The sequence below is a fragment of the Agrobacterium sp. ES01 genome, from assembly GCF_050320885.1.
Taxonomy (GTDB): Bacteria; Pseudomonadota; Alphaproteobacteria; order Rhizobiales; family Rhizobiaceae; genus Allorhizobium.
This window is the reverse complement of sequence record NZ_JBNQTH010000005.1, coordinates 236,926-257,098: the sequence shown is the minus strand read 5'-3', so window position 1 is coordinate 257,098 and position 20,173 is coordinate 236,926. Positions and strand designations below refer to the sequence as shown.

Genomic DNA, 20,173 nt, shown 5'->3' with positions numbered 1-20,173 from the left:
TTCGATTTCGGCGCTATCTGCCGCCGCTCACATTCAAGATTGCACCGGTCACGTAGGAGGCACGGGACGAGATGAGGTAAACAACCGCATCCGCCACTTCCTCCGCCGTTCCGGTGCGTTGCATGGGCACCGTTGGTGCCAGGTCCCGCGCACGCTCCGGCAGACCGCCGGAGGCGTGAATATCAGTATTGATGATACCGGGTCGGATTCCATTGACGCGAATACCTTCCGCCGCGACCTCGCGGGACAGCCCGATGGTGAAGGTATCGACGGCACCCTTGGCCGCCGCATAGTCCACATATTGTCCGGCGCTCCCGAGGACGGCGGCCATGGAGGAGATATTGACGATGACGCCACCCTTGCCACCATGGCGGGTGGACATGCGTTTGACGGCTTCGGTAGCACAGCGGATCTTGCCTATCACATTGATTGCGAACATGCGCTCCAGCCGTTCCCGGGACATCTCGTCTACACGAGCCGTCTGGTCGACTACACCAGCATTGTTGACGAGCCCATCGATACGTCCGAACTCACGGTCCACGGCGGCGAAGATGGCGGCAATTCCCTCTTCCGTGCCGGTATCACCCTGAACGATACGGGAGCTGCCGCCGTTTGCGGTGATTTGGTCAGCGACAGACCTGGCCGCACTTTCGTTCTGCACATAATTGACAAGTACAGTCCACCCCTGTTCGGCGGCCTTCGATGCAACGGCGGCGCCAATGCCACGGCTTGCACCAGTGACGAGGAGAACAGGATTTTGATCCATCAGCAATTCCTCCCTCACGACGCCTTCTGCGCCGCAAGTTTCAATCCGAACGCGATGAAGACCATTCCGCTTGCGCGATTGATCCATTTTGAGGACCGCTGAAAGATCGCCCGCATACGCGGTATCGTCAGCACGAAGGACATGGCGACGAACCAGGCGATCAGGCAGCCTGCCATAACCAGGCCGTAGGCGAATTTCACCGAGGCCGGCGTATCGTGCGAAACGACCGTGGAGAAGATCGACAGAAAAAAGAAGACCGGCTTCGGATTGAGGGCATTGGCCATGAAACCGAGCACGAATCCCTTGACTGTGGATTGCCGCGATAATTCCTGCTTATCTCCAAGGGCGGAAACATCCAGAGATGTGGAGCCAGCGCGAAGCGCCTGAATGCCGATATAGATCAGATAGGCAACGCCCGCCCACTTGATCAGGTTGAACAGCATGATCGACTGGGAAATCACGAGACCGAGGCCCAAAATCGTGTAAGCGACATGAAACATGAGCGAGGTGCCGATGCCAAAGCTCGTGAGAATGGCGGCCCGTCTGCCATGAACGACGGCCTGGCGCATCACCATCGCAGTATCCGCGCCCGGCGCGACGATACCGAAACTGAAGATCGCCATCAGGGAAGCCAGCTCAAGAAGATACTGATGTGTCATAAGAATACTCCGATGATCATCAGGAGCAGGCCGAGAAGGGAAGCCAGCCAGACTAGCGACCGGATATAGGCGATACCGGCGAGATAGAGAGGGATATAGACGAGCCGGCAGAGGAACCAGATCCATGCCCCCACGATGCCCAAACCGGATACATCACCCGTGAAGAAAAGTGCTGCCGCAAGAGAAATGAAAGCCGGATAAGTTTCACGATAGTTTTCGGAAGCGCGCGCAGCGCGCCCCGGAAGTTTGCCCTTGGGCTGCTGGTTCCCGTCTCTCGGCCCAGCATTCCAATCGACGCCGAGCTCACGCGTTGCGAGCCCCCCTTGTAGCAGGACATGGAACACCAGAAGAATGACGCTGCCTGCCAGCACGATCAGAAGTTGCGCAGCATCCGCCGAAGAGGGATCCATCAAAGCACTCCTTAGAGATCGAGAACCAGACGTTCCGGATCTTCCAGGCTTTCCTTGACGCGCACCAGGAAGGTAACCGCTTCCTTGCCGTCAACGATACGGTGATCGTAGGACAGTGCCAGATACATCATCGGACGGATCACCACCTGGCCACCGATGGCAACAGGACGTTCCTGGATCTTGTGCATGCCGAGGATACCCGACTGCGGTGCATTCAGGATCGGCGAAGACATCAGCGAACCATAGACGCCACCGTTGGTGATGGTGAATGTGCCACCCTGCATGTCGGCCATGCTAAGAGCGCCATCGCGAGCAGCCTTGGCAAGACGGCCAAGTTCCTTCTCGACGCCAGCGATCGAAAGCTGATCGGCATCACGGATCACAGGAACAACGAGGCCCTTGTCGGTACCGACGGCCATGCCGATGTGGCAGAAGTTCTTGTAGACGATATCGGTGCCATCGATCTCAGCATTGACGGAAGGAATTTCCTTCAGCGCATGCGTGACTGCCTTGGTGAAGAAGCCCATGAAGCCCATCTTCACGCCGTGCTTCTTCTCGAAAATGTCCTTGTACTTCTTGCGAAGATCCATGACCGCGGTCATGTCCACCTCGTTATAGGTGGTCAACATGGCGGCCGTGTTCTGCGCATCCTTGAGGCGCTTGGCGATGGTCTGGCGCAGGCGGGTCATCTTGACGCGCTCTTCGCGGCTCGCATCATCGGCTGAAGACGGTGCACGCTGCGCGGCGGACGGGGCCGGAGCAGAAGCTGTCGACCCTTTGGCCATGGCTGCAATCACGTCGCCCTTGAGCACCTGACCGCGCTTGCCGGAACCATCGACCTGGTCGGCGCTGATGTTGTTTTCAGCCATCATCTTGGAAGCCGCAGGCGCAGCGGGCATCGAAGAGCCGGAAGCAGCGGCCGCAGGAGCAGCAGCTTCAGCCGGTGCGGCGGCAGCAGGCTTTTCGGCTGGCTTTTCAGCAGCCGGAGCAGCGGCGGAACCGTCGCCCTCACCGATCTGGCCGAGCAGAGCATCGAGACCGACCGTCTCGCCTTCAGCAGCAACGATTTCGGTCAGCACGCCGGACGCCGGTGCCGGAACTTCAACGGTCACCTTGTCGGTTTCAAGCTCAACAAGCGGCTCATCGGCCTTGACCGTATCGCCAACCTTCTTGAACCAGGTGCCGATTGTGGCTTCGCTAACGGACTCACCCAGAGTGGGGACGCGGATTTCAGTAGCCATGATATCAATTCCGTTGATCAGGTTCTGTTTCTGTCGAATGGTCGGCGAAGGGAAGCAATCAGCCCCCCAGCGCATCCTCGAGGAAGGCCTCAAGCTGAGCCAGATGTTTGGACATCAGGCCTGTTGCCGGCGATGCGGCTGCAGGACGACCGGTGTAACGCACGCGCTGGTACTTGGCATCGATATGGGCAAGAACCCATTCCAGATATGGATCGATGAACGACCAGGCACCCATATTCTTGGGCTCTTCCTGGCACCAGACCATCTCCGCATTGCGGAAACGGCTGAGCTCGTTGATCAGCGCCTTGGCCGGGAAAGGATAGAGCTGTTCGATACGCAGCAAATAGATATCGTCGATGCCGCGCTTCTCACGTTCTTCCAGAAGATCATAATAGACCTTGCCCGAGCACATGACGACGCGACGGATCTTGTTGTCCTTCTGCAGCTTGATCGGACCATCCTTGATGACCTCGGCATCATCCCACAAAAGACGGTGGAACGACGACTCGCCGCCAAGCTCGGAGAGGCTCGACTGGGCACGCTTGTGGCGCAGCAGGGACTTAGGAGTCATCAGAATCAGCGGCTTGCGGAAGTCACGCTTCATCTGGCGACGCAGGATGTGGTAATAGTTGGCAGGCGTGGTGCAGTAGGCAACCTGCATATTGTCTTCGGCACACATCTGCAGCCAGCGTTCAAGGCGCGCAGACGAATGTTCCGGACCCTGACCTTCATAGCCATGCGGCAGGAGGCAGACGAGGCCAGACATGCGAAGCCATTTGCGTTCACCCGAAGAGATGAACTGGTCGAACACCACCTGGGCACCGTTGGCGAAGTCGCCGAATTGGGCTTCCCAGAGTGTCAACGCGCTCGGACGGGCCAACGAGTAACCGTATTCGAAACCGAGAACTGCCTCTTCCGACAGCATCGAATTGATGACCTCATATCGTCCCTGATTGGGAGCCAGATTGGACAGCGGGATAAAGCGCTCTTCTGTCTCCTGATCGTACAGGACCGAATGCCGCTGCGAGAAGGTGCCGCGTTCACAGTCCTGACCGGACAGACGAACCTTGGTGCCTTCATAGCAAAGTGTGCCGAATGCAAGGGCTTCCGCCATTGCCCAATCGAGACCTTCACCCGTTTCGATCATCTGGGCGCGGTTATCCATGAAGCGCTTGATTGTACGGTGGGCCTGGAAGCCTTCGGGAATGGTCGATAGCTTGCGACCGATTTCCTTCAATGTCTTCATTGGCACGGCCGTCTTGCCACGACGCTGCTCATCGGCATTGTCGGCAGTGCGAAGACCGGACCACACGCCATCCAGCCAGTCAGCCTTGTTGGGCTTGTAGGACTGGCCTGCCTCGAACTCCTGCTCGAGATGAGCGCGCCAGTCGGCTTTCATCTTTTCGAATTCGCCTTCACTGATCAGGCCTTCGGCAATCAGACGCGCGGCATAGACTTCGGTCACTGTCTTGTGCTGACGGATCGCCTTGTACATCTTGGGCTGCGTGAACGCAGGCTCATCGCCCTCGTTATGGCCATAGCGGCGATAGCAGAACATGTCGACGACGACAGGCTTGTGAAACTTCATCCGGTATTCGGTTGCGATCTTCGCGGCATAAGTGACCGCTTCCGGATCGTCGCCGTTAACATGGAAGATCGGCGCTTCGATCATCTTTGCCACATCCGACGGATAGGGCGACGAACGCGAAAACGCCGGATTGGTCGTGAAACCGATCTGGTTGTTGATGATGAAATGCATGGTACCGGCAACACGGTGACCGCGCAGGCCCGACAGGCCGAGGACTTCCGCGACGACGCCTTGGCCTGCGAAGGCTGCATCACCATGGAGCAGCAGCGGTAGGACCTTGGCGCGCTCTTTAAGCGGTACGATATCGCCGTCCATCACCTTGGCAAGCTGGTCCTGCTTGGCACGGGCTTTGCCCATAACGACAGGATTGACGATCTCAAGATGCGACGGGTTGGCCGTCAAAGACAGGTGGACTGTGTTGCCGTCAAATTCGCGGTCCGACGAAGCGCCGAGGTGATACTTGACGTCGCCAGAACCCTCGACTTCGTCAGGCTTGAACGAGCCGCCTTTGAACTCATGGAAGATCGCGCGATGGGGCTTGCCCATCACCTGCGAGAGAACATTGAGACGGCCACGGTGGGCCATGCCGAGTACGACCTGCTCAAGGCCTTCGGAACCACCGCGCTTGATGATCTGCTCAAGGGCAGGGATCAGCGACTCACTACCGTCGAGACCGAAGCGCTTGGTGCCTTTGTACTTGACGTCGATGAACTGCTCGAAGCCTTCAGCCTCGACCAGTTTTGCGAGAATCGCTTTCTTGCCGTTCGGCGTAAATTCAACGCCCTTGCCGGGGCCTTCGATGCGCTCCTGAATCCAGGACTTTTCTTCCGGGTTTGAGATATGCATGAACTCGACACCGAGCGTGGAACAATAGGTCCGCTTCAGAATATCGAGCATTTCGGGAATGGTCGCGTATTCGAGACCAAGAACATTGTCGATGAAAATCCGGCGGCTGTAATCGGCTTCGGTAAAGCCATAAGCAGCAGGCGACAGTTCATTGTAGTCGTCGACCGGAGCAGCAAGACCCAGCGGATCGAGATTGGCATGAAGGTGTCCGCGCATACGATAAGCACGGATCATCATGATGGCGCGCACCGAATCGCGGGTCGCCTGAAGGACTTCTGTTTCAGAAACGGGTTTACCGGAGGTTTCGGCCTTGGCCTTCACCTTCTTTTCGACAGCCTTCTCGACTTCAGCCCAGTCTCCGTCCAGTGCCGACACAAGATCGCCACCTTCCGCGACTGGCCAGTTATCTCGCTTCCATGACGCACCGGCTGCGGCTTTCTTCACATCGTCCGGATTATCGGCCAATGCCTTGAAAAATGCGCGCCACTCGTCGGACACTGATGCAGGATCTTCTTCATATCGCGCATAAAGCTGCTCGATATAGGCTGCATTGGCACCGTCGAGAAAGGACGTGATCTGAAACTGCTCGTTGGCTTCTTGCCTACCCATGATGATACGCGAACGTCCTGCGTCCGCCTCCTGCCTGAGAAATGGCCGGATGCCCGACCTGCCGCACAGTTCCTTCAAGCGAAATGCTTTTAGGAGTGGCTAAAGTGCCGGATCCGGGCAAAGGGTTGGTTAACGCTCCCTGCCCGGCTCCTGTTTACATATATAGGGTCAGCCCTTGAGGACTTCGACCAGTGTGGTGCCAAGACGTGCCGGCGAAGGCGAAACCTTGATACCGGCTGCTTCCATGGCAGCAATCTTCGATTCCGCGTCACCCTTGCCGCCAGAAACAACGGCGCCGGCGTGCCCCATGGTCCGGCCCTTGGGCGCGGTACGACCAGCGATAAAGCCGGCCATTGGCTTCTTGCGGCCCTTCTTGGCTTCGTCGATCAGGAACTGTGCTGCTTCCTCTTCGGCTGCACCACCGATTTCGCCGATCATGATGATCGACTGGGTCGCTTCGTCTGCCAGGAACATTTCCAGGACGTCGATGAATTCCGTACCCTTGACCGGGTCGCCGCCGATACCGACAGCAGTCGTCTGGCCAAGACCTTCATTGGTGGTCTGGAAGACGGCCTCGTAAGTCAGCGTACCCGAGCGGGAAACGATACCAACCGAACCCTTGCGGAAGATCGAGCCCGGCATGATGCCGATCTTGCACTCTTCAGGCGTCAGGATACCCGGGCAGTTCGGGCCGAGAAGGCGCGACTTCGACTTGTCGAGCTTGGCCTTGACCCGCACCATGTCCATGACCGGAATACCTTCGGTGATGCAGGTGATGAACGGGATCTCAGCGTCGATCGCTTCGATGATGGCGTCTGCGGCACCTGCCGGCGGAACGTAGATCACGGATGCGTCCGCACCGGTCTTTTCCTTGGCTTCAGCAACCGATGCAAAGATCGGCAGGCTTTCGCCCTTCGAACCGGTCCAGGTTTCGCCACCCTTCTTCGGGTGGATACCGCCAACCATCTGCGTGCCGTAATAGGCAAGCGCCTGCTCGGTGTGGAATGTACCGGTCTTGCCGGTCAGGCCCTGAACCAGGACCTTGGTGTCTTTATTTACAAGAATGGACATAATTTCCGGTCCTTCAAATTAGGCGTTGATCGCAGCGACGATCTTCTTGGCCGCGTCGTCCAAGTCGTCTGCTGCAGTGATCGCCAGACCCGATTCGTTCAGGATCTTCTTACCAAGTTCGACATTCGTACCTTCAAGGCGAACGACCAGCGGAACCTTCAGGCCAACTTCCTGCACGGCAGCCACAACCCCTTCAGCGATAACGTCGCACTTCATGATGCCGCCGAAGATGTTGACGAGGATGCCTTCAACCTTCGGGTCAGCCGTGATGATCTTGAATGCAGCTGCAACCTTTTCCTTGCCGGCACCACCGCCAACGTCGCAGAAGTTTGCAGGTTCTTTGCCGTAAAGCTTGATGATGTCCATCGTCGCCATGGCGAGACCGGCACCATTGACCATGCAGCCAATATTGCCATCAAGAGCCACGTAAGCGAGATCCCACTTGGAAGCCTCGATTTCCTTGGCGTCTTCTTCGGTCTCGTCGCGCAATTCCTTGACGTCATCGTGACGGAAAATCGCGTTGCCATCGAAAGAGACCTTGGCATCGAGAACACGCAGATGGCCATTTTCCATAACGATCAGCGGGTTGATCTCGAGAAGAGCCATATCCTTCTCGCTGAACGCCTTGTAGAGGATTGGGAAGAGCGACTTTGCGTCCTCGGCAGCGGCGCCGTCGAGTTCGAGAGCCTGGGAGATCGCAGCGATATCGTCAGCCGTCACACCCGTTTCCGGATCGATGGCAATCGTGTGGATCTTCTCAGGCGTATCGTGGGCAACAGCCTCAATGTCCATGCCACCTTCCGTCGATACGACGAAAGCAACGCGACCAACAGAACGATCGACCAGCAGCGAGCAGTAAAGTTCGCGCGAAATGTCTGCACCGTCTTCAATGTAAAGACGGTTGACCTGCTTGCCGGCATCGCCGGTCTGCGCAGTTACAAGCGTATTGCCGAGCATGTCCTTGGCGTGAGAAACAACTTCCTCGATCGACTTCGCCAGACGAACGCCACCTTTGGCATCGGGACCAAGTTCCTTGAACTTGCCCTTGCCGCGGCCACCAGCGTGGATCTGGCTCTTGACCACATAGAGCGGGCCCGGAAGCTTTTTCGCTGCAGCTTCGGCCTCTTCGACCTTGTGGATCGCGACACCTTCCGCGACCGGTGCACCAAAGCTCTTCAGCAGAGCCTTGGCCTGATATTCATGAATATTCATCGTCTTGTCCCTGTCTTGGGCCGTAAGGCGGTTACTTCAATGCCGGAGCAATGTTGATGCAGGCCTCGCAAAGGCCGGCAACAGCGCCAACGGACTTCTGGAAGGCTTCTTCTTCAGCCTTGTTGAATTCGACTTCGATGATCCGCTCGACGCCACCGGCACCCAGCACGACCGGAACGCCGACATACATGTCCTTAACGCCGTACTGACCGGAGAGGTAAGCTGCGCAAGGCAGAACACGCTTCTTGTCCTTGAGGTAGGCATCCGCCATCTCGATGGCAGAGGCAGCAGGCGCGTAATAGGCAGAACCTGTCTTCAGCAGACCGACAATTTCAGCGCCGCCGTCGCGGGTACGCTGAATGATCTCTTCAAGCCGCTCCTTGGTGACCCAGCCCATCTTGACGAGGTCTGTGAGCGGAATGCCGCCAACGGTCGAATAGCGAGCGAGAGGCACCATGGTGTCACCGTGGCCACCAAGCACAAAGGCCGTGACGTCCTGTACGGAAACGTTGAATTCCTGGGAAAGAAACAGGCGGAAACGCGAAGAATCCAGAACGCCGGCCATGCCGACAACCTTGTTCTTAGGCAAGCCCGAAAACTTCTGCAAAGCCCAGACCATTGCATCAAGCGGATTGGTGATGCAGATCACGAATGCGTTTGGTGCGTATTTCTTGATGCCGGCGCCAACCTGCTCCATGACCTTGAGGTTGATACCGAGCAGATCGTCACGGCTCATGCCGGGCTTGCGGGCCACACCGGCAGTGACGATGCAAACATCCGCGCCTTCGATGGCTGCGTAATCGCTTGCTCCGGTAAGATTGGCGTTAAAACCTTCAACGGGAGAGGACTGGGCAATATCGAGGCCCTTACCCTGTGGAATGCCGTCAGCGATGTCGAAGAGAACGATATCGCCAAGTTCCTTGAGGCCAGCCAGATGGGCCAGCGTACCACCGATCATTCCAGAGCCGATAAGTGCGATCTTATTGCGCGCCATTGAAGTGCTTCCTTTTAGATCCAAAACCAAGGCGGCCCTCCCAACACAGAGGTCCTCCATTGGGTTAGATCGCATAGACCTGATAGCAAAAAATGGCAACCGATAATTTTCGGATGAGCAATTTCAATCGGTTAAGTCGATAAATTCTTACGTAAACGTAATATTTTCATTCACAGAATTTTCACATTTCTGACTGCGTCGCCGTGTGTTTGGACAAATATTCTTTACTACGCATCTCAAACAGCCGCGAAACTGTGCGGTCGAACTCAAATCCTTCGACGCCCTTCTTCTCTGTCAACAGAGCCTCAGGTGCACTGACGGCAGAAGCATAGAGACGCACGCCTTTGTCGTAAAACGTATCGATCAAAGTGATAAACCGTTTGGTCTCGTTCCGTCGTTCCGGGCCGAGATGGGGGATGTTATCGACGAAAACGGTATCATATCGCTCTGCAACTGCCAGGAAATCACTGGCGCCCAGCGGCTTTTCGCAGAGATCGGAGAAATTGAACCGGGCAACATCGCCAGCCGCACGCGGGACATGGACGGTGCGTCCTTTCATCTGGATCTCGTCAGAAGATACGTGCTTGCCACTGGAAAGCTCAGCCCAGGCATCATCCATGCCCCGCTCGGTCTCTTCGCTGAGTGGCGCCATATAGACGGGCAGACGGCTGATTTTTTCCATCCGGTAGTCGGTGGGTGAGTCGAGCGAGACCACATCCACGTACTTTTCCAGGATGTCGATGAAAGGCAGGAAAAGACCGCGATTCAATCCATCGCGATAAAGATTGCGAGGCTCCACATTAGACGTCGCAACAAGAATGCATCCACGGTCGAAAAGCTCGGAAAAAAGGCGCGACAGGATCATCGCATCTGTGATGTCCGTTACCGAAAATTCGTCGAAACATAAGAGACGGGCCTCGGCCATCAGCGCTTCTGCGACTGGCGGCACAGGGTCCGACTGCTTCGTCTCACCGTTCTTCAGCTTCTGTCGATGAGCATGAACCCGCGCATGCACATCCGCCATGAATTCGTGAAAATGCGCCCGCCTCTTTTTCTCGATCGGAGCGAGCTTGAAGAAAAGGTCCATCAACATGGTCTTGCCGCGACCGACGCTCCCGTGGACATATAGTCCACGTATCGATGCCTGTTTCGGTCGCCGCTTGGCAAACATCCAGCCGAGCGCACTCGCCTTCGTGGCAGGTCGCTCCTCTTTGAGCTGTGCCAAAATGCGGTCGAGCTGTTTCGCGACGCTCATTTGCTCCGGGTCAGCGCGCAGATTGCCGACGCTGGTCTGCGAGGTAAGCTGCTCGCTGACGCTTAGCGCGTAATCAGGCATTGGCTGCATGCAATAGCTCCCCGGCGCGGTCACCTAGGCTGCTTGGAGGGTGATTACCGGCTCAGGCTGATCGGCTGACCGGTGTTGGTGGTACCGTCAAAGCGTGCATCCGCGGTCTTGTAGACGCGTCCGATGACATTGCCGTTGCGATCCTTGAGCACGACTTGCTTGCCGGCAACTTCCCATGAGCCCATGGTCGTGAGCGGCCCAACGCAGCCACGGGTTCCGCCGCGCGAGCCAGATCCGAGATTTGTGAGCGTCAGGAACATGTCACAATTGGCAGCACCATTAGCCACGCGCCAGTTGCCAACCATCTGTTCCTTGGTCACATCCTGGGCAGTCGCCGGAATGGCGCCCGCTGCATCAGCCGGTGCCTGAGGGAATTGCGTCGGGTTAGCCATAGTCGGATCCGGCAATTGCCCGGATTCAACTGTTGGAACAGGCTGGGCCTGCAGTGGAGGCAAAGCCTGCTCGGAATTGTTGTAGCCGCTGTAAGATGTACGCTGACACCCGGCCAACGACAGTCCGATCATAAGGCCTGCCGCTGCGTATTTCATTTCCATCGTCACACTCCCGGGTTACCGCTTCTAGCCGGACTGTTTCGAACAAACACGGCGAAATTATCGTCAATTAACGATGCAAAACAACAAAGAATGTGGATTACACCCCTTACTGATTTTACAACTCGAAACTGGCAGAGAAGTTCCAAAACTTGTATCAACCCTGCCAGTTCCTCCTATTTTCTCGATTAAGCCTTACCGCGGGCGACTAAACCCGCCGCTCGACCATCATCTTTTTGATTTCGGCAATCGCCTTGGCCGGGTTCAAACCCTTGGGGCAAGCCTGCGTACAGTTCATGATTGTGTGGCAGCGATAGAGCCTGAATGGATCTTCCAGATTATCCAGACGCTCACCGGTCGATTCGTCGCGACTGTCGATCAGCCAACGATAGGCCTGCAACAGAACAGCTGGCCCCAGATAGCGGTCACCATTCCACCAATAGCTCGGACAGGACGTCGAGCAGCACGCGCAAAGAATGCACTCATAAAGACCGTCGAGCTTCTGACGATCGTCATGGCTCTGCTTCCATTCCTTTGCAGGAGGTGGAGAAACCGTCTTCAGCCAAGGCTCGATCGAGCGATGCTGGGCGTAAAATTGGCTGAGATCCGGAACCAGATCCTTGACCACGGGCATATGTGGCAGCGGATAGACCTTAACGGTTCCGCCAATCTCTTCCATACCCTTGGTGCAGGCCAGCGTGTTGGTGCCATCGATATTCATGGCGCAAGAGCCGCAGATACCTTCACGGCAGGAGCGGCGCAGCGTCAGCGTCGGATCGATATTGTTCTTGATGTAAAGCAGGCCATCCAGAACCATCGGGCCACAATCGTCGATATCGATGTAGTAGGTATCGATACGTGGATTTTCGCCATCATCAGGGCTCCACCGATAGACGCGGTATTCCCGAACGTTCTTGGCACTGTCTGGTTTTGGCCAGACCTTGCCTTCGCTGACCTGAGAATTCTTTGGGAGAGTGAGTTCAACCATGGTTTATTCCTCTCAAGATCAGTAGACGCGAGCTTTTGGCTCGATCTTTTTGGGATCGATGCCATCAGCGAGGAGTTCGGTATGAACAGGGCGGTAGTCGAGCTTGACGTCACCGGCTTCGTTCAGCCATGCGAGTGTATGCTTGCGCCAATTCACGTCATCGCGCCCGCCAAACGGACCATCTGTATAGTCTTCACGCGCATGCGATCCACGGCTTTCCTTGCGCGCTTCGGCGCCGTAAACCGTTGTGATTGCATTGGCCATCAGATTGTAAAGCTCAAGCGTTTCCACGAGATCGGAGTTCCAGATCATCGAACGGTCGGTGACCTTGATGTCTGGCAATTCCTTCCAGATCGCGGAAATACGGCGGCAACCTGATTCCAGCGCTTCCTGTGTGCGGAACACAGCTGCGTCCTCCTGCATGGCGCGCTGCATCTTGTCGCGCAGCACCGCAGTCGGGGTCGACCCGCTGGCATTGCGGATTGTGTCGAAGCGTTCCATGATCTTGTCACAGGCTGCGATATTGAGCGCAGGCACCGGCTCAGACTTGTCGATGATCTGGCCGGCACGGATTGCAGCGGCACGGCCAAAGACCACAAGGTCGATCAGTGAGTTTGAACCCAGACGGTTAGCCCCGTGTACGGAGGCGCAACCGGCTTCGCCAACAGCCATCAGACCAGGCGCAATGCGCTCCGGATTATCGGCATCGGCATTCAACACTTCGCCCCAGTAATTGGTCGGAATACCGCCCATATTATAGTGAACAGTCGGAAGAACCGGGATCGGCTCGCGCGTCACGTCGACACCGGCAAAGATCTTGGCGCTCTCGGAAATACCGGGAAGACGCTCGTGCAAAACAGCCGGATCAAGGTGATCGAGATGCAGGAAGATGTGGTCCTTGTTCTTGCCAACGCCACGACCTTCACGGATTTCCATGGTCATGCAACGCGAAACAACGTCGCGAGACGCCAGGTCCTTGGCCGACGGGGCATAACGCTCCATGAAACGCTCGCCTTCGGAGTTAACGAGATAACCGCCTTCGCCGCGCGCGCCTTCCGTGATCAAACAACCAGCGCCGTAAATGCCGGTGGGATGGAACTGAACGAATTCCATGTCCTGCAGAGGAAGACCGGCACGCGCAATCATACCGCCGCCGTCACCGGTGCAGGTGTGAGCGGACGTTGCCGAAAAATAGGCACGGCCATAGCCGCCCGTCGCCAGAACGACCATCTTGGCAGAAAAGCGATGGATTGTGCCATCATCGAGGTTCCAGGCCACGACACCGGTGCAACGACCATCGTCCGACATGATCAGGTCGAGCGCGAAATATTCAATGAAGAATTCCGCATTGTGCTTCAGCGACTGGCCATAAAGCGTGTGCAGGATCGCGTGTCCGGTACGGTCGGCAGCTGCACACGTGCGTTGAACCGGCGGGCCTTCACCATAGTTCTGCATGTGACCGCCGAACGGACGCTGATAGATTTTGCCTTCCTCGTTTCGCGAGAAGGGCACACCGTAATGCTCGAGCTCATAGACGGCCTTAGGCGCCTCCATGGCGAGATACTGCATGGCGTCGACATCGCCCAGCCAGTCAGAACCCTTGACCGTGTCATAGAGATGCCACTGCCAGCTGTCCGGCGTCATGTTTTGCAGCGAAGCAGCAATGCCGCCCTGCGCTGCGACGGTGTGAGAACGGGTTGGGAAGACCTTGGTAATACAGGCTGTCTTGAAGCCTTGCTCGGCCATTCCAAGCGTCGCGCGCAAACCGGCGCCGCCAGCACCGACGACGACCACATCATAAGAATGGTCGACATAGGTATAGGGCTTGCCGTTCGGTGCGGTGGAGGATGTCGCTGCCATATTGAATTATCCTACGAATGCGATTTTCAAGATGGCGAAAAGACAGAGCCCGCCAACGAGAATCACGAAGAACGTGTTGAACATGAGGAGAACGATCTTCAGGCCCTCTGCATGCACATAATCTTCGATGATGACCTGCATGCCCAGCTTCATATGGATCAGGCCCGATACGATGACCAGTGCCATGACCACGGCAACAAAGGGGTTTGCCAGCGCCGTCACGACTTCGCCATATGGAGCGCCTGCGTAACAGATCAGGAAAATCACGAAGAAAATCAGAAGCGGCACATTGGCAACGGCCGTCAAACGCTGACGCCAGAAGTGATCCGTGCCTTCCTTGGCCGAACCGAGACCGCGAACTCTACCCAGAGGGGTGCGCATATCCATGATCTTAACCCCCTCAGTACCGAACCAGATATGCGATCACCCAGATAACAAGGGTGAGTGCAATCGAGGCGACGGGCATCGCCTTGGCGAGCTTGGTGGAAAATCCCTTGTCGAAGCCATAACCCAGATCCCACATGAAGTGGCGAAGACCGCCAATCATGTGATGGACCAACGCCCAGGTGTAGCCGAACAGGATCAAACGGCCGATGATCGTGCCCATGAACCAGCTCACCCAGTCGAAATAGGTTGCACCGGTTGATGCGGCAATCAGCCACCAAGCCACGAGAATTGTGCCGAAATACAATGCGCCGCCGGTAATGCGGTGCATGATGGACATCACCATCGTTGGTATCGGCTTGTATATTTGAAGATGCGGCGACAAAGGCCGTTTGTTCGTCACGTTCGCCATCGCTACCTCACGGCGTTCAAGTGCATTCCGAGAAAGGAATCCCAGACAATGCAACGCTTATAGATAGGATGCATTGCATCATAGGGCATGCTTTAATAGTCGAATTACCGAACCACAAGCACTATTGCACCCCATTTTTCAATTTAATCGATTCGGATGAATGCCGTTGCCGGCCAGGACTGGATTGTAAGTCACAAGCTCCAGCGCCGCAAAGATTGCATCTGGCGAAAATGACCGACAGTGGAAACTAGAGCAGTTTTGCGTTAAGAATTCGCTAACCAAGAATTTAACGCAAGGATGAGGTCATGGTATCGCGTATCACCACATCGCTCACGGCAATATTGGCAGGTCTGCTGATGGCTTCGGCTGCAAGCACTGCATATGCGGGCAATAGCTATCGTTTTGAACGCAGTCATAGCGATCACAATGGCCGCAATCAGCGGCACGGACATCACGACCGTGGTGGCTGGCATTCCGGACCGCGCCCGAATCCCGGTATCATTGTCGGCGGTGGATCGATTACCGTTCTGCCCGGGATCGGAACCTATTCCGGATCGATCTCAGCCTACCGGGTGCCGGGCAATGGAACCTATTTTGGTGTGGATCGCGGCGAGCCCAGGATCGTTAAATCGACGATAGCACCGAAAGCCCGCATTATTGTGGTCTCGGAGCAGGGAAATGAGGCCTGCACCTACGAAGCGGGAGTCTGTGTGATTCGTCCCTAGCCCAAAGGGTACTCTCAAGCGAAGCGCCACACCGTCGTCTTCTTGATCTCGCTATCTTCGAGCACACGGGTGACAGGCACTTCATAAGCCGCGACGAATTCCAGACGGTCCTTAGGGCAGTAAGCCCGACCGGGGTCTCCCACAAGAATCGTGATGCCGGCAGCCGCAGCTGCTTCGAACCACGGACCGAGCAGATCCGCAAAGGCACGATCATAGAAAACGTCGCCTGCGAGAATCACGTCCGCATCCGGTATCGTCCCGATAATGTCCCCCTGCATGCATTCCAGGGCGACATTGTTCTGTGCCGCGTTTAACGTGATCGCAACGGCTGCCCATGGATCGATATCGACTGCTGCCACATGCACGGCACCGGCCATTGCCGCAGCAATGGCAACCAGACCAGAACCACTGGCAAAATCGAGCACACGCTTTCCTCTAACAATGTCGTGCTGATCCAGAACATAGCGCGCAAGTCCCTGCCCGCCTGCCCAGGCAAACGCCCAGAACGGCGGCGGCAAACCCAGCGCCTCAAGCTCGTCTTCGGTTTTAAGCCACAGGTCATGAACCTCGCTCGCAAGCCAAAGACGGATTTCTGGCACATGCGGTGGCGCCATCAGCGACGTATTCTCAAGAATGAAACGCTCTGGATCCGTTTTCACGGGTCACTCATCGCGGAGGATTGTCGAGCCCACCCATACGGCAGACTTCGAGATACTCCTCTTCCGTCACCGGCTGAACGGACAAGCGCATGGAGGTGACCAGAGACATTTCCGACAGAGCAGGATTTGCCTTCACATCCTTCAACGTCACAGGTTTTGGCATTTCCGTCACGGCGCGAATATCCACGCATTCCCATCGCGGATCGTCAGTGGTCGTATCATGATGCGCGAGCGCGCAGACCTCGCAGATACCGACAACCTCCAGCCCTTCATTTGAATGATAAAAGAAACCCTTGTCGCCGATCTTCATGGCCCGCATGTTGTTGCGCGCCTGGTAGTTACGCACGCCATCCCACTGCTCGCCGCTATCTTTCGTGGCCTTCAGCATCTCCCATGAGAATTTGAAAGGCTCGGACTTGAACAACCAATATGCCATTGCCGTTCAAGCCTCCGGATTGTTGAAGACCCAGTTATAGGGCTTGATCTCGACGCTCGCGAACAATCCTGCCTTGGCATAAGGGTCCTGAGCGGCGATTGCTGCAGCATCCTCTGCATTGTCGGCCTTGAGGATCAGGAGGCTGCCGTTCGGCTTGCCGTCGGTGTCCAGAAATGGACCGGCAATCTTGAGCGTACCTTCGGAGTTCAGCCCGTTCAACCACTCCACATGCGGCGGTCGTGTCTCCATGCGCAGGTCTAAATGGCCCGGTTTATCGGCGCAAATCACAGCGAAAAGCATTGGCACTATCTCCTATCAGAATTCAGATCATTCGGTGGTAATGGGTCGCGTCATCAGCTGTTCGATCGCAGCGCCTATCTCCAGACGCCCATCGATGATGGCTGCCACAGCAGCAGTAATCGGCATATCAACGCCATTTCCATCGGCAAGACGAGCAGCAACGGATGCCGTAAAGGCACCCTCCACCAGCGCCCCGGTCGAAAAATCCATCGGCTCACCCCGCCCAATGGCAATGCCGAAGCGAAGGTTGCGCGATTGGTGGCTGGTTGCCGTCAAAACAAGGTCACCCAGCCCGGACAAGCCGCGAACCGTATCCGCCTTGCCACCCATGGACGTAACCAGTCGGGACATCTCTGCCAGGCCGCGTGAAATTAGGGCGGCTCTGGCCGAATCGCCAAGAGCCATGCCTTCAACAATGCCGCAAGCAATCGCCAGAACATTCTTCAAGGCACCACCCAGCTGAACGCCGGTTCGATCATCGGAAGCGTAGAGACGAAAGGTGCGCCCGGAAATGATGTGTGCAAGCCGCTCGGCGACCGAGATATCGGCAGCTGCCACGGCCATGGCCGTCGGCAATCCCCGCGCAATATCATTGGCAAACCCCGGACCGGACAACACGGCGATCGAATGTTGCGGCAAGGCATCTTCCAGCACATCGGTCAGCAGTCGCGAAGTGGCCCGGTCGATACCCTTGGCGCAGGTTACCACGCTCGCCTCTTCGGCGAGATAGGGCCCAAAGCTCTGTGCTGCATCGAACTGTGCTTGCGACGGCATGGCAAAGAGCACGATACCGGCATCGCGCAAGACGTCCGGCTCAAACGCATACTTCAAGCCGTCGGGAAGGCGAATGCCAGGCAAGGCCGCATCGTGCAGTCCATCGTTGCGAAGGTCATTCATCAAGGCAGGATCACGACCGAGCAGGGTAATGTCTGCCTTGCCCTCCAGCGCCATGACCGCGGCAAGTGCCGTTCCGAAGGCACCGGCTCCAACAACAACAACCCGTTCGCGCGCACTCATGCCTTAGCTCCACGCCTGCCAAAGCCGATCAAGGCCTTGGCTTGATTATCAAGCGGCCATCGCGAACGCGGCGATACATCAAGATCGTCGACCGGGAGGTCGAGCGCCATGCGCTCCAGCCCTGCCCAGGCGATCATGACAGCATTATCGGTGCATAGCCGGTGGGGCGGCGCCACAAAGCGAAAGCCGTTTTTTTCACACAAGGCTGTAAGCACAGCGCGAATATGTTGGTTGGCTGCGACACCTCCGGCAACCACCAGTGCCGGAAGATCCTCCGTCTCTGGAAACTCATGTTTGAACCTTTGCAGCCCGCGACCGATCCGGTCTTCCAGCGTCCGGCCGATTGCCCGCTGGAAAGAGGCGCAAATATCGAAGATATCCTGACTGGAAACGGGAGCCAGTCCCTCCGCTGCTTGCCGAACGGCTGTCTTCAAGCCAGAGAACGAAAAATCCAGCCGCGCCTCACCGACGAGCGGTCGCGGAAAGTTGAAGCGCTTGGGGTCACCACCAGCGGCCGCGCGCTCCACCTCGGGTCCGCCCGGATACGGCAGCCCAAGAAGTTTCGCTGTCTTGTCAAATGCCTCGCCCAGCGCGTCATCGATGGTCGTGCCCCAGCGCTCGTAGTCGCCCACTCCGCGCACAAGCACCAGCTGCGTGTGCCCACCCGATACCAAGAGCATCAGATACGGAAAGGTCAGCTTATCAGTGAGACGCGCGGTCAGAGCGTGGCCTTCAAGATGGTTGATGGCATAGAGCGGTTTACCGGTTGCGCGCGCAATCGCCTTACCGGTCATCAGCCCCACCAGCAGGCCGCCGATCAAACCTGGCCCGGCGGTCGCAGCGATTGCGTCAATATCACGCAAGGTTACATTCGAGCGCAAAAGCGCTTCTTCGACGAGCGTATCCAGCGCTTCCACATGGGCCCGAGCAGCGATTTCCGGAACCACGCCGCCATAGGCGGAATGCTCGTCAAGCTGGCTCAAAACAACATCCGACAGGATCTCGCCACGTCCATCGTCACGACGCAGCACGACGGACGCAGCTGTCTCGTCACAGCTTGTTTCGATGCCAAGGATGCAGGAAAAGGCGGTCATGTTGTGTGCTGGCCGATTGCGATGAAAATCAAAGATGGTTACGACGACTGTCGGTAACAACGGATACAAGCGGATGCAAACAAAACCTTTTCGGATCGGAACGCGCGCAAGCCCGCTGGCACTGGCGCAGGCCCTTGAAGCCCGTGACCGGCTGATGGCGGCAAATGGCCTGCCGGCAGAGATGTTCGAAATTGTTGTCCTGTCGACGAAGGGAGACCGCATCACCGACCGCTCCCTGTCCGAGATAGGCGGCAAAGGCTTGTTCACCGAGGAACTGGAGGAACAATTGGTCTCTGGTGACCTGGATTTCGCCGTGCATTCCTCGAAAGACATGCCAACCATTCTGCCGGAGGGACTTTATCTATCGGCATTCCTTCCGCGGGAAGATCCGCGCGACGCGTTCATTGGCGGCAGCGCGCCAAAGCTGATGGACCTTCCTCATGGCGCAACCGTCGGCTCGTCTTCACTGCGCCGCCAGGCGCTGATCAGGCGACTGCGCCCCGACATCAATGTCATCACATTTCGCGGTCTGGTCGATACCAGGCTCCGCAAACTGCGAGAAGGCCAGGTCGATGCGACATTGCTCGCCTTTGCTGGCCTGAAGCGTCTCGGCAAGGAGAGCGTCGTCACCGAATTGCTGGAAACAGCCGATTTCCTCCCCGCCCCGGCCCAAGGCGCCATCGCCATTGAAAGTCGTATCGGCGATGACCGGGTGAATTCGCTGCTGGAGACAGTCAACGACAAGGAGACCTATGACGCAGTCACCTGCGAGAGAGGTTTTCTGGGCGTTCTAGACGGTTCCTGCCGCACACCGATTGCAGGCTATGCATCGCGTGATGGCGATAATATTCACTTCCGCGGAATGGTTCTTACCCCCGACGGTAGCCAATCGCACGCTATTGAAATGGATGGAAAATGCGTCGACGCAAAGACAATCGGTGAAGAAGCCGGTCGCCAAGTGAGGGAAAAGGCAGGAAGCGGTTTCTTCGCTTCCTGGGGCTGACGC

General features: G+C 56.9%; 21 protein-coding genes. 2 read left to right on the top strand and 19 right to left on the bottom strand.

From position 1 onward, the window contains the following. Positions 1 to 13 precede the first annotated feature (13 nt). The 14 genes from ACQQ2Q_RS16460 to sdhC all read right to left on the bottom strand — a co-directional run bounded on the left by ACQQ2Q_RS16460 (position 14) and on the right by sdhC (position 14,936). Positions 14 to 766 (bottom strand): SDR family oxidoreductase, encoded by a 753-nt coding sequence (locus ACQQ2Q_RS16460; RefSeq protein ID WP_428188193.1) that lies wholly within the window; start codon positions 764 to 766, stop codon positions 14 to 16. A gap of 14 nt (positions 767 to 780) precedes the next feature. Further along, complete coding sequence (locus tag ACQQ2Q_RS16455; protein WP_428188192.1) at positions 781 to 1,425, bottom strand: LysE family transporter; 645 nt, start codon at positions 1,423 to 1,425, stop codon at positions 781 to 783. Then, positions 1,422 to 1,835: an MAPEG family protein gene (locus ACQQ2Q_RS16450; protein ID WP_428188191.1), complete on the bottom strand. Its 414-nt coding sequence runs from the start codon at positions 1,833 to 1,835 to the stop codon at positions 1,422 to 1,424. The genes ACQQ2Q_RS16455 and ACQQ2Q_RS16450 overlap by 4 nt, the downstream gene beginning before the upstream one ends. 11 nt (positions 1,836 to 1,846) lie before the next feature. Further along, complete coding sequence (gene odhB, locus ACQQ2Q_RS16445) at positions 1,847 to 3,076, bottom strand: 2-oxoglutarate dehydrogenase complex dihydrolipoyllysine-residue succinyltransferase (protein ID WP_428188190.1); 1,230 nt, start codon at positions 3,074 to 3,076, stop codon at positions 1,847 to 1,849. Positions 3,077 to 3,134: 58 nt separating this feature from the next. Then, entirely contained in the window at positions 3,135 to 6,119 is a 2,985-nt protein-coding gene (locus ACQQ2Q_RS16440) for a 2-oxoglutarate dehydrogenase E1 component (protein WP_428188189.1), read from the bottom strand. Between the two features lie 168 nt (positions 6,120 to 6,287). Continuing rightward, the gene (gene sucD / locus ACQQ2Q_RS16435; protein ID WP_428188188.1) at positions 6,288 to 7,190 is read right to left on the bottom strand and encodes a succinate--CoA ligase subunit alpha; all 903 of its coding nucleotides are present in this window, start codon (positions 7,188 to 7,190) and stop codon (positions 6,288 to 6,290) included. A gap of 18 nt (positions 7,191 to 7,208) precedes the next feature. Then, complete coding sequence (gene sucC, locus ACQQ2Q_RS16430) at positions 7,209 to 8,402, bottom strand: ADP-forming succinate--CoA ligase subunit beta (RefSeq protein WP_428188187.1); 1,194 nt, start codon at positions 8,400 to 8,402, stop codon at positions 7,209 to 7,211. 31 nt (positions 8,403 to 8,433) lie between these two features. Continuing rightward, a complete protein-coding gene (gene mdh, locus ACQQ2Q_RS16425) occupies positions 8,434 to 9,396 on the bottom strand; it encodes a malate dehydrogenase (protein ID WP_428188186.1) in 963 nt (320 codons plus the stop codon). 181 nt (positions 9,397 to 9,577) lie between these two features. Continuing rightward, positions 9,578 to 10,741: a cell division protein ZapE gene (gene zapE / locus ACQQ2Q_RS16420; RefSeq protein WP_428188185.1), complete on the bottom strand. Its 1,164-nt coding sequence runs from the start codon at positions 10,739 to 10,741 to the stop codon at positions 9,578 to 9,580. Between the two features lie 44 nt (positions 10,742 to 10,785). Continuing rightward, positions 10,786 to 11,295, bottom strand: a complete 510-nt coding sequence (locus ACQQ2Q_RS16415) for a protease inhibitor Inh/omp19 family protein (protein WP_428188184.1) — start codon at positions 11,293 to 11,295, stop codon at positions 10,786 to 10,788. 205 nt (positions 11,296 to 11,500) lie between these two features. Beyond that, positions 11,501 to 12,280: a succinate dehydrogenase iron-sulfur subunit gene (locus ACQQ2Q_RS16410; RefSeq protein WP_428188183.1), complete on the bottom strand. Its 780-nt coding sequence runs from the start codon at positions 12,278 to 12,280 to the stop codon at positions 11,501 to 11,503. Positions 12,281 to 12,298: 18 nt separating this feature from the next. After that, positions 12,299 to 14,140, bottom strand: a complete 1,842-nt coding sequence (gene sdhA / locus ACQQ2Q_RS16405; RefSeq protein WP_428188182.1) for a succinate dehydrogenase flavoprotein subunit — start codon at positions 14,138 to 14,140, stop codon at positions 12,299 to 12,301. Between the two features lie 6 nt (positions 14,141 to 14,146). Next, positions 14,147 to 14,527 carry a succinate dehydrogenase, hydrophobic membrane anchor protein gene (gene sdhD / locus ACQQ2Q_RS16400; RefSeq protein ID WP_428188181.1) on the bottom strand — a complete coding sequence of 127 codons (381 nt, stop codon included), beginning with the start codon at positions 14,525 to 14,527 and terminating at the stop codon, positions 14,147 to 14,149. Between the two features lie 13 nt (positions 14,528 to 14,540). Then, positions 14,541 to 14,936 (bottom strand): succinate dehydrogenase, cytochrome b556 subunit, encoded by a 396-nt coding sequence (sdhC, locus tag ACQQ2Q_RS16395; RefSeq protein ID WP_428188180.1) that lies wholly within the window; start codon positions 14,934 to 14,936, stop codon positions 14,541 to 14,543. A gap of 305 nt (positions 14,937 to 15,241) precedes the next feature. Between sdhC and ACQQ2Q_RS16390 the strand changes: the two genes are divergently transcribed. Further along, positions 15,242 to 15,661 carry a hypothetical protein gene (locus ACQQ2Q_RS16390; RefSeq protein ID WP_428188179.1) on the top strand — a complete coding sequence of 140 codons (420 nt, stop codon included), beginning with the start codon at positions 15,242 to 15,244 and terminating at the stop codon, positions 15,659 to 15,661. A 14-nt stretch (positions 15,662 to 15,675) separates the two neighbouring features. Here the strand turns inward: ACQQ2Q_RS16390 and ACQQ2Q_RS16385 are convergent, their stop codons facing one another. The 5 genes from ACQQ2Q_RS16385 to tsaD are packed head-to-tail and all read right to left on the bottom strand — an operon-like array spanning position 15,676 to position 19,167. Then, positions 15,676 to 16,320, bottom strand: coding sequence for a class I SAM-dependent methyltransferase (locus ACQQ2Q_RS16385; protein ID WP_428188178.1), 645 nt, complete (start codon positions 16,318 to 16,320; stop codon positions 15,676 to 15,678). Between the two features lie 7 nt (positions 16,321 to 16,327). After that, the gene (locus ACQQ2Q_RS16380) at positions 16,328 to 16,756 is read right to left on the bottom strand and encodes an EVE domain-containing protein (RefSeq protein ID WP_428188177.1); all 429 of its coding nucleotides are present in this window, start codon (positions 16,754 to 16,756) and stop codon (positions 16,328 to 16,330) included. A 6-nt stretch (positions 16,757 to 16,762) separates the two neighbouring features. Beyond that, positions 16,763 to 17,056: a YciI-like protein gene (locus ACQQ2Q_RS16375; protein WP_428188176.1), complete on the bottom strand. Its 294-nt coding sequence runs from the start codon at positions 17,054 to 17,056 to the stop codon at positions 16,763 to 16,765. Between the two features lie 27 nt (positions 17,057 to 17,083). Beyond that, positions 17,084 to 18,073: an NAD(P)H-dependent glycerol-3-phosphate dehydrogenase gene (locus ACQQ2Q_RS16370; protein WP_428188175.1), complete on the bottom strand. Its 990-nt coding sequence runs from the start codon at positions 18,071 to 18,073 to the stop codon at positions 17,084 to 17,086. Beyond that, positions 18,070 to 19,167, bottom strand: a complete 1,098-nt coding sequence (gene tsaD, locus ACQQ2Q_RS16365; protein ID WP_428188174.1) for a tRNA (adenosine(37)-N6)-threonylcarbamoyltransferase complex transferase subunit TsaD — start codon at positions 19,165 to 19,167, stop codon at positions 18,070 to 18,072. The genes ACQQ2Q_RS16370 and tsaD overlap by 4 nt, the downstream gene beginning before the upstream one ends. Before the next feature lie 73 nt (positions 19,168 to 19,240). Between tsaD and hemC the strand changes: the two genes are divergently transcribed. Continuing rightward, the gene (gene hemC, locus ACQQ2Q_RS16360; RefSeq protein ID WP_428188173.1) at positions 19,241 to 20,170 is read left to right on the top strand and encodes a hydroxymethylbilane synthase; all 930 of its coding nucleotides are present in this window, start codon (positions 19,241 to 19,243) and stop codon (positions 20,168 to 20,170) included. The last annotated feature ends 3 nt before the right edge of the window (positions 20,171 to 20,173 follow it).

Bases quoted from the DNA above. Each gene is read 5' to 3' on its own strand.
- ACQQ2Q_RS16460 (WP_428188193.1), bottom strand. From the start codon at position 766: ATGGATCAAAATCCTGTTCTCCTCGTCACTGGTGCAAGCCGTGGCATT.
- ACQQ2Q_RS16455 (WP_428188192.1), bottom strand. From the start codon at position 1,425: ATGACACATCAGTATCTTCTTGAGCTGGCTTCCCTGATGGCGATCTTC.
- ACQQ2Q_RS16450 (WP_428188191.1), bottom strand. From the start codon at position 1,835: ATGGATCCCTCTTCGGCGGATGCTGCGCAACTTCTGATCGTGCTGGCA.
- odhB (WP_428188190.1), bottom strand. From the start codon at position 3,076: ATGGCTACTGAAATCCGCGTCCCCACTCTGGGTGAGTCCGTTAGCGAA.
- ACQQ2Q_RS16440 (WP_428188189.1), bottom strand. From the start codon at position 6,119: ATGGGTAGGCAAGAAGCCAACGAGCAGTTTCAGATCACGTCCTTTCTC.
- sucD (WP_428188188.1), bottom strand. From the start codon at position 7,190: ATGTCCATTCTTGTAAATAAAGACACCAAGGTCCTGGTTCAGGGCCTG.
- sucC (WP_428188187.1), bottom strand. From the start codon at position 8,402: ATGAATATTCATGAATATCAGGCCAAGGCTCTGCTGAAGAGCTTTGGT.
- mdh (WP_428188186.1), bottom strand. From the start codon at position 9,396: ATGGCGCGCAATAAGATCGCACTTATCGGCTCTGGAATGATCGGTGGT.
- zapE (WP_428188185.1), bottom strand. From the start codon at position 10,741: ATGCAGCCAATGCCTGATTACGCGCTAAGCGTCAGCGAGCAGCTTACC.
- ACQQ2Q_RS16415 (WP_428188184.1), bottom strand. From the start codon at position 11,295: ATGGAAATGAAATACGCAGCGGCAGGCCTTATGATCGGACTGTCGTTG.
- ACQQ2Q_RS16410 (WP_428188183.1), bottom strand. From the start codon at position 12,280: ATGGTTGAACTCACTCTCCCAAAGAATTCTCAGGTCAGCGAAGGCAAG.
- sdhA (WP_428188182.1), bottom strand. From the start codon at position 14,140: ATGGCAGCGACATCCTCCACCGCACCGAACGGCAAGCCCTATACCTAT.
- sdhD (WP_428188181.1), bottom strand. From the start codon at position 14,527: ATGGATATGCGCACCCCTCTGGGTAGAGTTCGCGGTCTCGGTTCGGCC.
- sdhC (WP_428188180.1), bottom strand. From the start codon at position 14,936: ATGGCGAACGTGACGAACAAACGGCCTTTGTCGCCGCATCTTCAAATA.
- ACQQ2Q_RS16390 (WP_428188179.1), top strand. From the start codon at position 15,242: ATGGTATCGCGTATCACCACATCGCTCACGGCAATATTGGCAGGTCTG.
- ACQQ2Q_RS16380 (WP_428188177.1), bottom strand. From the start codon at position 16,756: ATGGCATATTGGTTGTTCAAGTCCGAGCCTTTCAAATTCTCATGGGAG.
- ACQQ2Q_RS16375 (WP_428188176.1), bottom strand. From the start codon at position 17,056: ATGCTTTTCGCTGTGATTTGCGCCGATAAACCGGGCCATTTAGACCTG.
- ACQQ2Q_RS16370 (WP_428188175.1), bottom strand. From the start codon at position 18,073: ATGAGTGCGCGCGAACGGGTTGTTGTTGTTGGAGCCGGTGCCTTCGGA.
- tsaD (WP_428188174.1), bottom strand. From the start codon at position 19,167: ATGACCGCCTTTTCCTGCATCCTTGGCATCGAAACAAGCTGTGACGAG.
- hemC (WP_428188173.1), top strand. From the start codon at position 19,241: ATGCAAACAAAACCTTTTCGGATCGGAACGCGCGCAAGCCCGCTGGCA.